The organism is Segatella intestinalis, assembly GCF_029348455.1.
GTDB lineage: Bacteria > Bacteroidota > Bacteroidia > Bacteroidales > Bacteroidaceae > Prevotella.
In genome coordinates this window covers 1-13,353 of the sequence record NZ_JARJVV010000024.1, presented here as the reverse complement: position 1 = coordinate 13,353, position 13,353 = coordinate 1, and the positions used below count along the sequence as shown (strand labels likewise).

Here is a 13,353-nt window from a genome sequence, read left to right as displayed (position 1 = left end):
TACTCATATATTTATATAATAGCAATTAATCAAAGCACTTAACCTATGAAAACTAAAACAAATCTCTTGGCAGCAGTATGTCTTGCATTCTGTTGCCTCACAGCGAACGCACGGCAGGTGAATTGCGGTTCGCATTCTCATTCCAAGGACGAAAATACCTGTCATCTGTCTTCTGCCGTAGAGCAGGAGAGGGTACGACTTCGCGACAGTATCCTTACTAACATTTCCGGTGCAAAAATAACAGAAAAGACTCTGCTTATCAGCCGGTTGGGAGCTAAGAACGATGGAAAGACTGACTGCCGGGCTGCCTTTGCCAAGGCCATTAGGAAGGCTTCTGCCATGAAGGGAGCAAAAATTGTGGTTCCCGCGGGGACCTATTATATTAAGGGACCTATCGTGCTGGCCAGCAATGTCTGTATCGAACTGCAGAAGGGCGCCACACTGAAGTTTGCCCCCGAGGAGAAGTATTATCCCGTGGTTAGCACCAGCTGGAAGGGAACTTTCCTCTATAACTATTCGCCCTTCATCTATGGTTATGGATGCCATGATGTAGCCATTATCGGCGAGGGAACCATCGACGGAAACGCCATGACGACTTTTGCCCAGTGGCGAACCAAGCAGAAACTTGACAAAGACTTGAGCCGCAAGATGAATCATGAGGAGGTGGCACTGAAGGACCGCCAGTTCGGTAAGGGTCACTGGTTGCGCCCACAGCTCTTGCAACTGTACAACTGTCAGGGCGTAACCATTGAGGGAGTAAAGATTACCAACTCTCCTTTCTGGTGTGTGCATCTGCTGAAGAGCGAGAATATCATCTGCCGCAATCTGCGTTATGATGCTAAACTTGTGAACAACGACGGAATAGACCCAGAGTGCTCGCGCAATGTACTGATAGAAGGCGTGGAGTTTAACAACGGCGACGACAACGTGGCGATCAAGAGCGGACGCGACAATGACGGCTGGAACGCCAAGATGCCTTCTGAGAACATCATTATCCGCAACTGCCATTTCAAGGGACTGCACGCTGTGGTGATAGGAAGCGAAATGTCGGCAGGTGTGAGAAACGTGATTGTAGAAGACTGCGACTATGCGGGCTATTGCAAGCGCGGCATCTTCATCAAGACCAATCCCGACCGCGGTGGTTTTGTAGAGAATGTGTATGTGAAGAACTGCAGTTTCGACGAGGTGGAAGACCTCTTTTATGTCACCAGTCGTTATGCTGGTGAAGGGCAGGACAATCATCACTTCTCTACCATCAGAAATATTTTCATCGACGGACTGAAGTGTAACAATGTGAAGCAAGCAGCCCTTGTGCTCCAAGGTACTGAGGCCAAGCCTGTCTTCAACATCATGTTCAACAATGTGGATGTAGCGAAGGCAAAGATAGGCCTTAGTTTCGAAAATGCCTTGGATGTCAACATAAGTTCCAGCCACATCGGTGGCAAAGTAGGTACGCCTACGACCGTAACTCCTCACGATAATCTTTTCGGAAAGGAGAAATAGAAATTTTAAGAAGATATTCTGTTAATATCCCTCAAATGTTTTGGCGTTTGAGGGATATTTTGTACATTTGCGATGTGAAATTTACAATTATTTTCAATTTTCCAATACGAACCAGAATAAAGTAGAAGATTATGCAAGATTTTAAATCATTGGCAGGCGAGCGATTCTCCGCCCGCAAGTTTACGGCAGAACCTGTTAGCAAGGAAGATCTGGAGTATATAATGGAGTGCGTACGACTGGCTCCTTCAGCATGCAACCGCCAGCCCTGGAAATGGCTCATCGTACGTTCGGAACAAGCAATGAAAAAATTGCAGGAATGCTACGACAGAGAGTGGTTCAAGACGACTCCTATGTATATCGTCGGTATGAAGAACACCGAGGACAACTGGGTGCGAAAGTACGACAACAAACCTCATGGTGACATTGATGTGGCGATTGCTGCCGAGCATCTTTGCCTGGCTGCCACAGAACGCGGATTGGGTACCTGCTGGGTATGTGCCTATGACAGCAACAAGATGAAGGAACTCTTCCCACGCGAGGGCTACGAGGCTGTGGTGATCATTCCTCTCGGCCATATGGCAGAAGACTGTCCGCATAATCCTAAGAATCGCAAAGCCATGGACGAAATCATAGAGGAAATCTGAGTTGGGAAGACAAAGTATCAGCCAGGTAAAGTCGTGGCTGTGGGTTATAAGAATGGCAAGCGTGTGTTGGTAGAAACAGTGGAAACCACCAAACCAGTCTATAAACTTGTCTTGAGCACCGAACGTCAGACTATCAAGGCAGATTGTCAGGATTTGGCAATCTACAGTTGACTTGCAATGCAGACCGCTTGAAAGATGGAAAAATTTCAGTTATAGCAGAATAGATATTTTGTGCCACTTTGCGCCACTTACGCCAATGCGCCAAGTGGCACAAATATAGAAAATATAGAAAAAAAACAGTATTTATGTTACTTTTGGTACTGAAATGCCACATGGCACTTTGGCACAAGTGGCACAAACTTCATATATGAAAGGAGAGTTCCTATATCAGTTATTTATCATAATGTCCATTAATCTCTAAAAAAGAGAACTAAGAAATTAGGAATAAAAGATATATATTTATTATACGAGAACACATAAGAAAATAGAAAAAACAGCAAGGAATAAACTTACTTGCCTGATTCATTTCGAATAGTTTAGTTTTGTTATAAGCTTTTTTTATTTTTGTAAGCGAAAAAAATAAAATTAATTTTGCTTTATGTATGAATTATCGTATCTTTGCAAAAGATAAGCTGCGCTCGGCAGATATTCAAGCAAGCTTGATGTTCTCTGCAATTTTACAGCATAAACACTAAACAGAAATAAGTATATGATTACATTTCCTTGCGCCAAGATAAATCTTGGACTTAATATCGTAAGTAAGCGTCCGGATGGTTATCATAATCTTGAAACCGTCTTTTATCCCATACCTCTTACTGATGCACTTGAAATCAAGTACATGGATGAGAAATTTCCAAGTGAGTCACCCTGTGACCTTAAAATCACAGGAAATGATATCGACTGTAATGAAGAAGACAACCTTGTGATAAAAGCTTATCAGCTCTTGGCTGCCGACTTTCAGTTGCCTCGTGTTCATGCACATCTCGTGAAGCGCATTCCCACACAGGCTGGTTTGGGAGGCGGTTCTTCCGATGCAGCCTATATGATTCGCCTTTTGGATGAGCGTTTCCGACTGAATATTGGTATACCTGAGATGGAACGTTATGCAGCCAAATTAGGTGCTGACTGTGCTTTTTTCATCACCGCTGACCCTTCTTATGCCGAAGGAATTGGTGATGTACTGATGCCTGTCGATGTGCCTGGCGCTGGTCTTGGCGGTTACTATCTGGCTGTGGTAAAGCCCTCAGTAGCAGTAAGTACGCGTGACGCGTATGCAGCCATTGTACCAAAGACTCCGGCAAAGTGCTGCAGAGATATTGTCAGACAGCCTATCGAGACGTGGAAAGATGAGCTGGTAAACGACTTTGAGGCTCCTATCTTTGCTATGCATCCTGAGTTGGCTGCCATCAAACAGAGCCTGTATGATGCTGGCGCTGTGTATGCTGCCATGAGCGGAAGCGGAAGTGCCCTCTTTGGTATTTTCCGTGAACAACCCACAGGCTTGGAGAAAGAATTCGAAGGTATGTTCTGCCAGGTGATGAAGCTGTAATTCCAGTTTCCCTATGGTAGGAGAAAGCCCCCTACTCTTTCAAGCTTGATAAATTTCTCTATTTAATAAAAACAAGAAATTATTTGTTAATCAGATAGTTATGAATGAACAGACACATCAAAAACTGATGGAGATAAAGCGATCTTTCAGGTTGCTTATGAGTGGCCCCACCTCACAGTCGATGCGCGATAAAGGCATAGAATATAAGATCAACTGGGGTGTTCCCTTTGTAGAACTCAAGAAGATGGCGACGGAATATGGCAAGGATTATGATCTGGCTATAGAGTTGTGGAAGGAAAACATCCGTGAATGCAAGATATTGGCTACACTTATCATGCCTGCAGAACAGATGCTCCCTGAAATTGCAGATTTATGGATGGAACAGGTTGCTGGGCAGGAAATGGCGGAAATGCTGGCATTCAATCTGTTGCAGTATGTCGACTATGCGCCTGTAATAGCCTATCAGTGGATAGCCTCAGACAAGCCTCTCTACGTGATTGCCGGTTACCATATTCTTGCGCGCCTGTTTGCTGCCAAACGAGAGGCCAACGAACGGGGCATCAACGAGTTTCTCGACCAGGCAGCCATAGCGCTGCAAGGTGACAACATGGGTGTAAAACATGCAGCAGCCAACTGTGTGATGCGCTTTGCCGACATGGATGAAAGCTATGACACCATCGCTCAGAATGCGTTGAAAGGTATCTTATTCTGATTATTATAGATCTATATCTTTCGCTCAGAGAATCGTGGGAGCGAAAGCGGGAAAATTATCTTTCGCTCAGAGAATCGTGGGAGCGAAAACGGGAAAATTATTTTTCGCTCCCATAAACATCATACTTACAGGTAGGAAACATCACACTTAGATGGAGAAAGTGGCAGGCTTATGGACTCAACATCATCTTAATGCTCTTTCTGATTCAAGAAGAAGCGTTTGTATTCATTCTCAAAGTTGGGAGTAAAGATATTCTTTCCGATATTCTCGCTGATCTCCTCTTTGCTCCAGAAGCGTCCGCCTGCCAACTCATCCTTGTCAGGACAAACCGGTCCGTCGTAGACGCAGCGATGAACGTAAACCAGTTCTTTCTCCTTCAGGCTTTCGAATACATAATGTCCCATACTGACGGGCTCATAGTCGGTCATTCCCAACTCCTCTCTCACTTCTCTGCGAAGCGCTATTTCTATGCTCTCGCCCAGGTCGACATGTCCTCCACATGCAGTGTCCCATTTGTCGGGCTGGATGTCCTTCCAGGCAGGACGATGCTGCAGGTAGAGTTCTCCCCTGCTGTTGAATACATGCAGATGGACCACAGGGTGCAGTATTTTGCATCCATCATGAGCATGTCCGCGACTGATGGCACCGAGGATGTTTCCCTGTTCGTCGACGATGGGAAACTGCTCTTCCTCGTTGTCGTGATGCTGATTGATTACTTTAGATTCTGTCACAACTAAAAAGTTTATGAATGTTGTTATTGTTTCATTATAATGTTCCATACTCTTCAGAGTATCGCAGCATCTGCTCTGTGTAGCTCTCAGTGTAGTCTAAAAGCACATCTACAGGATTGCCTTGGTCGTCATGAAGGATCGTCATCTTCGGATTGATGAATCCCTTATAGGGCACCAGGTTAAGCAACTCGTATCGCTGTCTGATTTCGTGATGCAGCTTTGGGTCGATGTTGACAGCATACTCTTCCACGAGACTGCGAGCAGCCTCGAAGTCACCCTCGCTCTTGATGCGCTGAATTTCGGCAAGCAGTGTTCCGAAAGCATTCCTCAGTGCGGCATAATCAGTGATCTGCACATAGGTCTTGCCCTCACGCTGAACGAGCGATACAGCTCCTTGTGAATGATGAAGAGTCCACCAGGCGATGAGTGCTCGGTTGCGCATGTGAGCCTCCTCTATCTTGTCGCCTTCCTTGATGCGGATGGTTTGAGTGAGCAGACCGTTCATCAGATATGTATAATATTGTGCCTTGTAGGCTTCTGCGTCGGGAAGGAGTCCCAGTTCCACCAGCTTCACATCGGCCATATAATACAAGCCGAAAAGGTCGGCACGTGCTTCCTCGATGGTATTGCCGTAAGCCTTGAGGGCATCAGGGTCGGTTCCTGGCAGCAGTTGACCGCTGCCGTGTCCCAAGCATTCATGCAGGTCGGTATGCAAGTCGTCCGTCAGGTCGGAATACTTCTCTATCATGGCGAGAGTATCCTTGTCGATGACAAACTCCTCGTCGAATCCGTTGCCATGAGCAGCCTTATTGTACGCCTCGGTCAAATTTCCTATCGTGACACTCTTTGATCCATAGGTCTGTCTTATCCAGTTGGCATTGGGCAGGTTGATGCCTATTGCCGAGGCTGGATATTCATCACCTCCGAGCATGGCTGCACAGATGACGTTGGCAGTGACGCCCTTTACCACAGGCTTGCGGAAGCGTGGGTCAACAGGCGAATGGTCTTCAAACCACTGGGCATAGCTGCTGATGGTCTGGGTTCGCTTTGTGGCCTCGAGGTCTTTGTATTCAACGATTCCCTCCCAGGTACCCTTCAGTGCCAGTGGGTCGCCATACACCTCAATGAAGCCGTTGACGAAGTCGACCATACCCTCCTGCTGTTCTACCCAGGCTATGCTGTAGCGATCGAAAACAGCCAAGTCGCCCGTATGGTAGTATTTCAGCAGCAGGTCGATGACATGACGTTGCTGTTCGTTCTCGGCATACTTCTGAGCCTTGCGGAGCCATGAAGATATTTCGCGGATGGCCTCACCATACATGCCGTTCTCAGCCCACACCAGCTCTATCATCTCGCCATTGCGCTTGGTGAGCTTGGAGTTTAGTCCGTACGAGGGAGCCTCTTCGTTGCCCTTTTCCTTCATTTTGGCATAGAATCGCTCCACCTCAGCCTGCGTCACATTCTCATAGAAGTTGCAAGCCGATGTCTTCACCAAGTCTTCGCCGTCAGTCTGGTTGACACGTTTGGGCAATACCGAGTCGTCAAAGATCACCGGTACGAGCTCGTCGAGCAGGTCTTCCTTAGTCTCTCCTCTCTTCAGTGGCAGCAGTTTTTCGTCCATGCCGTCGATGAGTTGATAGAAGTACTCCTCGCTGAAGTCGGGCTTCATCTTCTCACAACCATAGTGGTGATAGATGCCGCTTGAGAACCATACTCTCTTGAGATAGACAACGATTTTCTGGAACTCGTCACTCTCAGCCTCCTCGCGAACCTTATAATATAGGTATAAGGCCTCGAGGGTTTTGCGTATGCGCAGGTTGTACTTACCCTGCTGGTCGAAGGTGATGTCGCGTCCCATCAGAGTGGCTTTGGCCAGACAGAAGATGTACAGTTTCTGAGAGAGCGAAAGGCTCTCGAAACCATTCAGGCGATAGCGCAGCATTTGCAGGTCGGCAAAGCGCTCGTCACTATACTTAAACTGATTGTCGTGCATGATGTGATGTTGATGTTCTTATTTTTTCTTCTTATCTTTCTTCAGTTCTGGGTGTAGATGAAGGTATTCCATGCGGAAGTCGCGTGGAGTGGTGCCATTCTGTTTATAGAAAGCTGAATAGAAACTCTGACGGTTGGCAAATCCCACCATGGAAGCAACATCCTCCATGTTGAGTTTCAGGTAGCGGCGGTCGATGAGTATCGACATGGCCTCATCGATTCGGTACTTGTTGATGAGTGTGGCATAGTTCATGTGGAACTTCACATTGCATACAGCCGACACATATCGGCTGTTGGTGTTCAGGTCCTGTGCCAGTTTCTTGGCCGAATAGTCCTTGTCCATAAACTTCCTCTGGATGAGCAGAATGTTCAGTATCTTGGTGTGCAATTCATCCAGTATATCGGGATTGATGCTTTCCTGATAGCTTGCTCCCGACTCTTTGTATTCTCTGATATTATATTTTGCCATATTTGTTTTGTATGTTTATTCATCATTAGTCTGTACGATAAAAACCATGGATTTCACCCTTAGTGACCCGTTGTTTTGTAACGTACGTACGAAAGTTTTACATTTAGGCTTGCAAAAATAATGAATTTATCCCATTTTATCAAATATCTTGCTTATTTTTTATAAAAAAATCATTACCTTTGCCAGAAATTATCATAAAAATGCAAATAAGCGACCTATTGAGAAACTACTACGGATATGATTTCTTCCGACCCAACCAGGAAGCAATCATCCGTGAGGTGATGCAGGGCAACGACTGTCTTGTGCTGATGCCGACAGGTGGAGGCAAGAGTATCTGCTATCAGATTCCTGCCCTTGCCTTGCCGGGAACGGCTGTCGTTGTCTCGCCGCTTATCAGTTTGATGCACGACCAGGTGGAAACGCTCAAGGCCAACGGTATCGCTGCCGCCGAACTGAACAGCAACAACGACTCCACCGACGAGATGATCATACGCCGCAGATGTATGTCGGGTGACCTGAAACTGATTTATGTCTCGCCCGAAAAACTGATCAGTGAGATACCTTTCCTGTTCAGCAACATCAAGATCTCGCTATTTGCCATCGATGAGGCCCACTGCATCAGCCAATGGGGACACGATTTCAGACCCGAGTACTCGCAGTTGGGAACCATCAGAGAGCATTTCGCCCATGTGCCCATCATTGCCCTTACAGCCACTGCCGACAAGATAACACGACAGGACATCGTGAAGCAACTGCACCTGAATGGCAAGACATTCGTCAGCAGTTTCGACCGTCCCAACCTGAGTCTTTCGGTGAAACGCGGCGGAACCAAACAGGAGAAACTGCATTATATCTATAGATTTATCAACGGCCATCCTGGCGATGCAGGCATCATCTATTGTCTTTCGCGCAAGAATACTGAGATGGTGGCGATGGAGCTAAAGAAGAAAGGTATCAATGCCGCGGCTTATCATGCAGGTCTGAGCACTGAGGAAAGGGCTTCGGTGCAGGAACGATTCAAGATGGACCAGGTGCAGGTGGTATGCGCCACCATAGCCTTCGGCATGGGTATAGACAAGGGAAATGTGAGATGGGTCATCCACTACAACCTCCCCAAGAGCATTGAGAGTTTCTATCAGGAGATAGGCCGAGCCGGACGGGATGGGGCTCCTGCCGACACGGTATTGTTCTACTCGATGGCAGACGTCATCCAACTGCGTTCCTTTGCGGAGGAAAGCGGACAGAAAGAGGTGAACATGGAGAAACTGAAGCGTATGCAGGAATATGCCGAGTCGAGGGTATGCAGACGAAGAATCCTGCTCAACTACTTCGGCGAGGAAGCCACCCACGACTGCGGACATTGCGATGTGTGTGCCCATCCGCCACAGACCTTCGACGGAACAGTGCTGGTGCAGAAAGCCCTCAGTGCTGTGGTGCGTGCCGGCGAGAAGATACATATCGGTACCTGCATAGATATCTTGCGTGGAACACACTCGCCTGCTGTCGTGAAGAACCACTATGATGCCCTGAAGACCTTCGGTGCAGGAAGAGACCATCTCGCACGCGACTGGCAGGACTATCTGTTGCAAATGTTGCAGATGGGATTCTTCGAGGTGGCTTACAACGAGCATGGAGCGATGAAGGTTACTTCTCAGGGATGGCGTGTACTGAAGGGTGAGATGCCCGTGCAGTTGGTACTACTGCAGAAAAAGACTGACGAGATACCCGTGGTCCATGCACGAAAGGTGTCGTCGAAGAAGCCGAAGGCTGCAGAAGGGTCGCTCTTTGAAAGATTGCGGCAACTTCGCAAACGGCTTGCCGACGAACAGGGCTATCCTCCTTACATCGTGCTCTCCGACCAGTCGCTGCACGAACTTGCTTCCGTCAAGCCGCGCACCATGGAGCAATTTGGAATGATCCATGGTATCGGCGAGTACAAACGTAAGAAATATGGCGAGATCTTCCTGAAGGAAATCAGAAAGGTAGACAGACAGGAAGGAGAAATGTTCTGAACCCAAAGACAGTTGAAGAATTTTAAAACATAAAGATATACGATTATGAAGTTTATAGGAATCATTCCAGCCCGCTACGCTTCTACGCGTTTCCCGGGCAAACCATTGGCCCTGCTGGGTGGCAAACCAGTCATTCAGCATGTTTACGAGAAGGTGGCTGCCGTGCTCGAGGCTGCTTATGTCGCCACTGACGACGAGCGCATCTATGATGTTGTGAAATCGTTTAGCGGTCAGGTAGTGATGACACGCACCGACCACAAGAGCGGTACCGACCGTATAGAGGAAGCTATCGAAAAGATAGGAGGCGAATGGGACGTGGTGGTAAACGTTCAGGGCGATGAGCCCTTTGTGGCAAAGAGCCAGCTCGACACCATCTGCCATTGTTTTGACGATCCTACCACACAGATAGCCACACTCGGAAAACCTTTCGAGAGTATGGAGGCTGTACAGAATCCCAACAGTCCGAAAATCGTAGTCGACAATATGGGCTTCGCCATGTATTTCTCGCGCAGTGTCATTCCTTATGTACGAGGAAAAGAAAAGTCTTCCTGGCTCACTCACTACCCTTTCCTGAAGCATCTTGGCATTTATGCCTATCGCAAGGACGTACTGCGTCAGATTACCCAACTGCCACAAAGCTCGCTTGAGATAGCCGAAAGTCTGGAACAGTTGCGGTGGTTGCAGAATGGCTTCAAGATAAAGGTGGGAACCACTGATGTTGAGACCGTTGGCATTGATACACCACAGGACCTTGAGCGTGCTGAGGAATTCTTGAAAACACAGCTTCTCTAACGTCTGAACCCAGCGAAAGTTATTAGTAAATGAATATATCTCGTTTCGAACATAATGTAGAGCAGTTTATTGCCCGGCATCAGTTGCTGGACAAGGACAAACCATGCCTTATAGCCTTGTCGGGAGGTGCCGACAGCGTATCGCTGTTGTTGGCGCTTCTCCATCTGGGCTATAAGACAGAGGCCTGTCATTGCAACTTCCACCTTCGTGGCAGCGAGTCGGTACGCGATGAGCAGTTCTGCGTCTCACTCTGCGAACGTCTTGGCGTGCCCCTACATCGCATACACTTCGATACAGAACAGTATGCCTCGCTCCATAAGGTAAGCATCGAGATGGCGGCTCGCGAACTGCGTTATCGCTATTTCGAGCAGCTCATCCAGGACTTGGAGGCGCAGGGTGTCTGTGTGGCTCATCATCGCGACGACAGCGTGGAGACGCTCCTCATCAACCTGATAAGGGGCACGGGCATCAACGGACTGACAGGCATCGCTCCTCGAAACGGACACGTACTGCGTCCGCTGCTCGATGTGAGCCGTGAGGATATTCTGGAGTATCTGTCTCTGCAGCAACAAGACTATGTGACAGACAGTACCAACCTGGTCCCCGATGTGGTGCGCAACAAGATCAGACTGCAGGTTCTGCCCCTGCTTCGCACCATCAATCCTTCGGTTTCCGACAGCATTGCCACTACGGCAACCCATCTGGCTGAAGCCAACAAGATGCTCATTGCAACCTTGTCGGACAGCCGTCTTACCCAGACCGACAGCAAGGGTATCACAGCCATTAGCAAGGAGGAATTGCTGTCGAAGGCAAGTCCTGAGTTTGTGCTCCACGCCCTGCTCTCTCCATATCACTTCCAGGGAACCTCTATCTTGGAAATCCTTAACAGTATAGATGCCGTAGGCAAAAGATGGCAATCGTCTACACATCAGGTGGTTATCGATCGTAATCATATTCTCGTCAAAGCCTTGGAGAAGGGCAAGCAGTCTTGTGCTCTCAAGATACCGGAAACGGGTAAATACAGTTGTGCAGAAGGACAACATATCAAGGTGGAAAGCCATGCCAAAACTCCAGACTTCTGTCCGAGCAGGAAACCGATGGTGGCAACCCTTGATGCCGACAAAGTAGAGTTTCCTCTCACCTTAAGAAGGACCATCCCTGGCGACCGTTTCCGCCCTTTCGGTATGAAAGGAAGCAAACTGGTAAGCGACTTCTTAACAGACATCAAGTGCAATGCCTTCGAGAAGGAAGAACAGTTGGTGGTAGAGGATGCCAGTCAGCGCATCGTATGGTTGATAGGCAGAAGAACCGCTGATGACTTCCGCATTGATGACTCCACAAACCAGATACTACAAATAGAATATATATCAACATGAATTTCATCAATAATCACTTCGTCAGCATTAGCCTTTTGCTGTGCATTGTGGTGCTCTTGTTTCACATACGTGATCTTCGCCATAAGCTCAGACGTTTGTCTGCGATTGTGAGGCGACTCCACCTTCAGGAACGTACGCTCCTGTCGGAACTGGAAAACAAACCGCAGACCAAACTCAGCAAGGAGGAAAGCCTCTTTGTACGTATCTGTCAGTTGATGGATGAAGATAAGCCTTATGCCAGTCCCGACTTTAAGCCCGAAGATCTTGCTGCGAGCTTAGGTACCAACCGCACTTATCTGGCCAATGCCATCAAGCGTTATGGAGGCGGACTCACCATTAGCCAGTTTATCACGCGTTATCGACTGCGCTATGCCTCACAATTGCTCGAAAGAACCGACCTCGACCTGAGTGTCAATGACGTATCACAGATGGCGGGCTTCTCGTCGCGCTCTACTTTCAACAGACAGTTTGCCCTCTTCTTCAATGACACACCGTCAGACTATAAGGACATGCTGTCGCGCCAACGGGCAGGCGAGACACCCTCCAAATGAGAGAAAACTTTAGAAAAATAAGAGAGAGAAGAGAATCCCGAGAGATAAGCCACGTTTTCGAGTTTGTCCTTGGGATTCTTCCGCATCAGTTCCTTGGCCTTCGACACACGCAAGCCCGAAACCCACTCGCTGAAGTTCACGCCATGAGTCTCCTTGAGAAAGCGTGAGAGATAGGTGTGGTTGGTTCCCACATAGGTGGAAAGAGAATCGAGGGTAAGGTTGGGCTCGGTATATTTCTCACGGGCAACCCAGACTTTCAGTTTGCTCTCCAACAGGTGATACACCACTTTGCTGTGGGTTATTTCAGGCTGACAGACGGACTTCTCCTGTTCTTCCCATTCCATATAGGCTTTTTCTATGTCGCCATAGGGCTGACAGTGATTCAGGAAACTGATGACAACGAAGAAATTGAAGACCAAAGCATAGCATTGGAAAAAGAAGTTGAACCATATTCCCTGGAAAATAGAAATAAATGCCAGCAGGCCATATACCACCATAAGTAAGATGAGTCGGTTGGTCCATGCCACAAATCTGCGTTTATCGTCAGCGAAATAGTTAGCCATCACCTTGTCGTTGTGCAGGTAAAGTTTGCGGAACTTATAAAGGAAACTTACGATGTATTCGATAAGCAGGAACGAGATGAGTGCTGCAATTCCCCATCTTATCTTCTCGAACAGTGGCAACATTGACAAGGCGCTTATCGCTATGACTCCCACCCATCTGAAGGCATCCGTCAACAGCCGGCGACGGGTAAGATAGTGATGGTCCAAAAGATTGCAGAGCGCATAGTTGAATATAATGTAGAGCAGATAAATGGCGATGATTTCGTTGTAAATATCCAACACATCGGGCTTGGTAAACCTATCATCGAAAGTGATGCCCCAAAACATAATGTTGAGGCTCATGATTCCTAAGACATCACCAAATTTTTGAGAGCTTTTTTGTGTTAAAATAAGCAAAATAGCCCCCAGAAAGCATATAGGCATACCTACCCCTGTAGCAGAAGAAGACAATTTTTGACT

General features: G+C 47.6%; 13 protein-coding genes. 9 read left to right on the top strand and 4 right to left on the bottom strand.

The features are described 5' to 3' along the window. The first annotated feature begins 45 nt into the window (after positions 1-45). From P3T48_RS13415 to P3T48_RS13395, 5 genes are all read left to right on the top strand, one after another. The gene (locus tag P3T48_RS13415; RefSeq protein WP_276507020.1) at positions 46-1,503 is read left to right on the top strand and encodes a glycoside hydrolase family 28 protein; all 1,458 of its coding nucleotides are present in this window, start codon (positions 46-48) and stop codon (positions 1,501-1,503) included. A gap of 131 nt (positions 1,504-1,634) precedes the next feature. Beyond that, complete coding sequence (locus P3T48_RS13410) at positions 1,635-2,147, top strand: nitroreductase family protein (protein WP_276507019.1); 513 nt, start codon at positions 1,635-1,637, stop codon at positions 2,145-2,147. A 39-nt stretch (positions 2,148-2,186) separates the two neighbouring features. Continuing rightward, positions 2,187-2,318 (top strand): hypothetical protein, encoded by a 132-nt coding sequence (locus P3T48_RS13405; RefSeq protein ID WP_276507018.1) that lies wholly within the window; start codon positions 2,187-2,189, stop codon positions 2,316-2,318. A gap of 538 nt (positions 2,319-2,856) precedes the next feature. Then, positions 2,857-3,696, top strand: coding sequence for a 4-(cytidine 5'-diphospho)-2-C-methyl-D-erythritol kinase (ispE, locus tag P3T48_RS13400; protein WP_276507017.1), 840 nt, complete (start codon positions 2,857-2,859; stop codon positions 3,694-3,696). A 100-nt stretch (positions 3,697-3,796) separates the two neighbouring features. After that, positions 3,797-4,408: a DNA alkylation repair protein gene (locus P3T48_RS13395; RefSeq protein ID WP_276507016.1), complete on the top strand. Its 612-nt coding sequence runs from the start codon at positions 3,797-3,799 to the stop codon at positions 4,406-4,408. Positions 4,409-4,596: 188 nt separating this feature from the next. On the opposite strand, the gene P3T48_RS13390 is transcribed toward P3T48_RS13395, so the two are convergent. Genes P3T48_RS13390 through P3T48_RS13380 form a run of 3 tightly spaced genes read right to left on the bottom strand, consistent with a single transcriptional unit; the run spans position 4,597 to position 7,600 of the window. Next, positions 4,597-5,139 carry an NUDIX hydrolase gene (locus tag P3T48_RS13390; RefSeq protein WP_276507015.1) on the bottom strand — a complete coding sequence of 181 codons (543 nt, stop codon included), beginning with the start codon at positions 5,137-5,139 and terminating at the stop codon, positions 4,597-4,599. 34 nt (positions 5,140-5,173) lie between these two features. Then, positions 5,174-7,132, bottom strand: coding sequence for a dipeptidyl-peptidase 3 family protein (locus P3T48_RS13385; protein WP_276507014.1), 1,959 nt, complete (start codon positions 7,130-7,132; stop codon positions 5,174-5,176). An 18-nt stretch (positions 7,133-7,150) separates the two neighbouring features. Next, entirely contained in the window at positions 7,151-7,600 is a 450-nt protein-coding gene (locus tag P3T48_RS13380) for a helix-turn-helix domain-containing protein (RefSeq protein ID WP_276507013.1), read from the bottom strand. Positions 7,601-7,800: 200 nt separating this feature from the next. On the opposite strand from P3T48_RS13380, the gene recQ reads away from it, so the two are divergent. The 4 genes from recQ to P3T48_RS13360 are packed head-to-tail and all read left to right on the top strand — an operon-like array spanning position 7,801 to position 12,331. Next, positions 7,801-9,612: a DNA helicase RecQ gene (gene recQ, locus P3T48_RS13375; protein WP_276507012.1), complete on the top strand. Its 1,812-nt coding sequence runs from the start codon at positions 7,801-7,803 to the stop codon at positions 9,610-9,612. Between the two features lie 45 nt (positions 9,613-9,657). After that, entirely contained in the window at positions 9,658-10,404 is a 747-nt protein-coding gene (gene kdsB, locus P3T48_RS13370) for a 3-deoxy-manno-octulosonate cytidylyltransferase (RefSeq protein ID WP_276507011.1), read from the top strand. Positions 10,405-10,433: 29 nt separating this feature from the next. Next, the gene (tilS, locus tag P3T48_RS13365; protein WP_276507010.1) at positions 10,434-11,780 is read left to right on the top strand and encodes a tRNA lysidine(34) synthetase TilS; all 1,347 of its coding nucleotides are present in this window, start codon (positions 10,434-10,436) and stop codon (positions 11,778-11,780) included. Then, complete coding sequence (locus tag P3T48_RS13360; RefSeq protein WP_276507009.1) at positions 11,777-12,331, top strand: helix-turn-helix domain-containing protein; 555 nt, start codon at positions 11,777-11,779, stop codon at positions 12,329-12,331. Before tilS ends, P3T48_RS13360 begins: the two co-directional genes overlap by 4 nt. Here the strand turns inward: P3T48_RS13360 and P3T48_RS13355 are convergent. After that, positions 12,280-13,236 carry a helix-turn-helix domain-containing protein gene (locus P3T48_RS13355; protein WP_276507008.1) on the bottom strand — a complete coding sequence of 319 codons (957 nt, stop codon included), beginning with the start codon at positions 13,234-13,236 and terminating at the stop codon, positions 12,280-12,282. The genes P3T48_RS13360 and P3T48_RS13355 overlap by 52 nt on opposite strands. Positions 13,237-13,353 lie beyond the last annotated feature (117 nt).

What these genes read in the sequence shown, in the direction of transcription:
- P3T48_RS13415 (WP_276507020.1), top strand. Translation starts at nt 46, where the DNA reads ATGAAAACTAAAACAAATCTCTTGGCAGCAGTATGTCTTGCATTCTGT.
- P3T48_RS13410 (WP_276507019.1), top strand. Translation starts at nt 1,635, where the DNA reads ATGCAAGATTTTAAATCATTGGCAGGCGAGCGATTCTCCGCCCGCAAG.
- ispE (WP_276507017.1), top strand. Translation starts at nt 2,857, where the DNA reads ATGATTACATTTCCTTGCGCCAAGATAAATCTTGGACTTAATATCGTA.
- P3T48_RS13395 (WP_276507016.1), top strand. Translation starts at nt 3,797, where the DNA reads ATGAATGAACAGACACATCAAAAACTGATGGAGATAAAGCGATCTTTC.
- P3T48_RS13385 (WP_276507014.1), bottom strand. Translation starts at nt 7,132, where the DNA reads ATGCACGACAATCAGTTTAAGTATAGTGACGAGCGCTTTGCCGACCTG.
- P3T48_RS13380 (WP_276507013.1), bottom strand. Translation starts at nt 7,600, where the DNA reads ATGGCAAAATATAATATCAGAGAATACAAAGAGTCGGGAGCAAGCTAT.
- recQ (WP_276507012.1), top strand. Translation starts at nt 7,801, where the DNA reads ATGCAAATAAGCGACCTATTGAGAAACTACTACGGATATGATTTCTTC.
- kdsB (WP_276507011.1), top strand. Translation starts at nt 9,658, where the DNA reads ATGAAGTTTATAGGAATCATTCCAGCCCGCTACGCTTCTACGCGTTTC.
- tilS (WP_276507010.1), top strand. Translation starts at nt 10,434, where the DNA reads ATGAATATATCTCGTTTCGAACATAATGTAGAGCAGTTTATTGCCCGG.
- P3T48_RS13360 (WP_276507009.1), top strand. Translation starts at nt 11,777, where the DNA reads ATGAATTTCATCAATAATCACTTCGTCAGCATTAGCCTTTTGCTGTGC.
- P3T48_RS13355 (WP_276507008.1), bottom strand. Translation starts at nt 13,236, where the DNA reads ATGAGCCTCAACATTATGTTTTGGGGCATCACTTTCGATGATAGGTTT.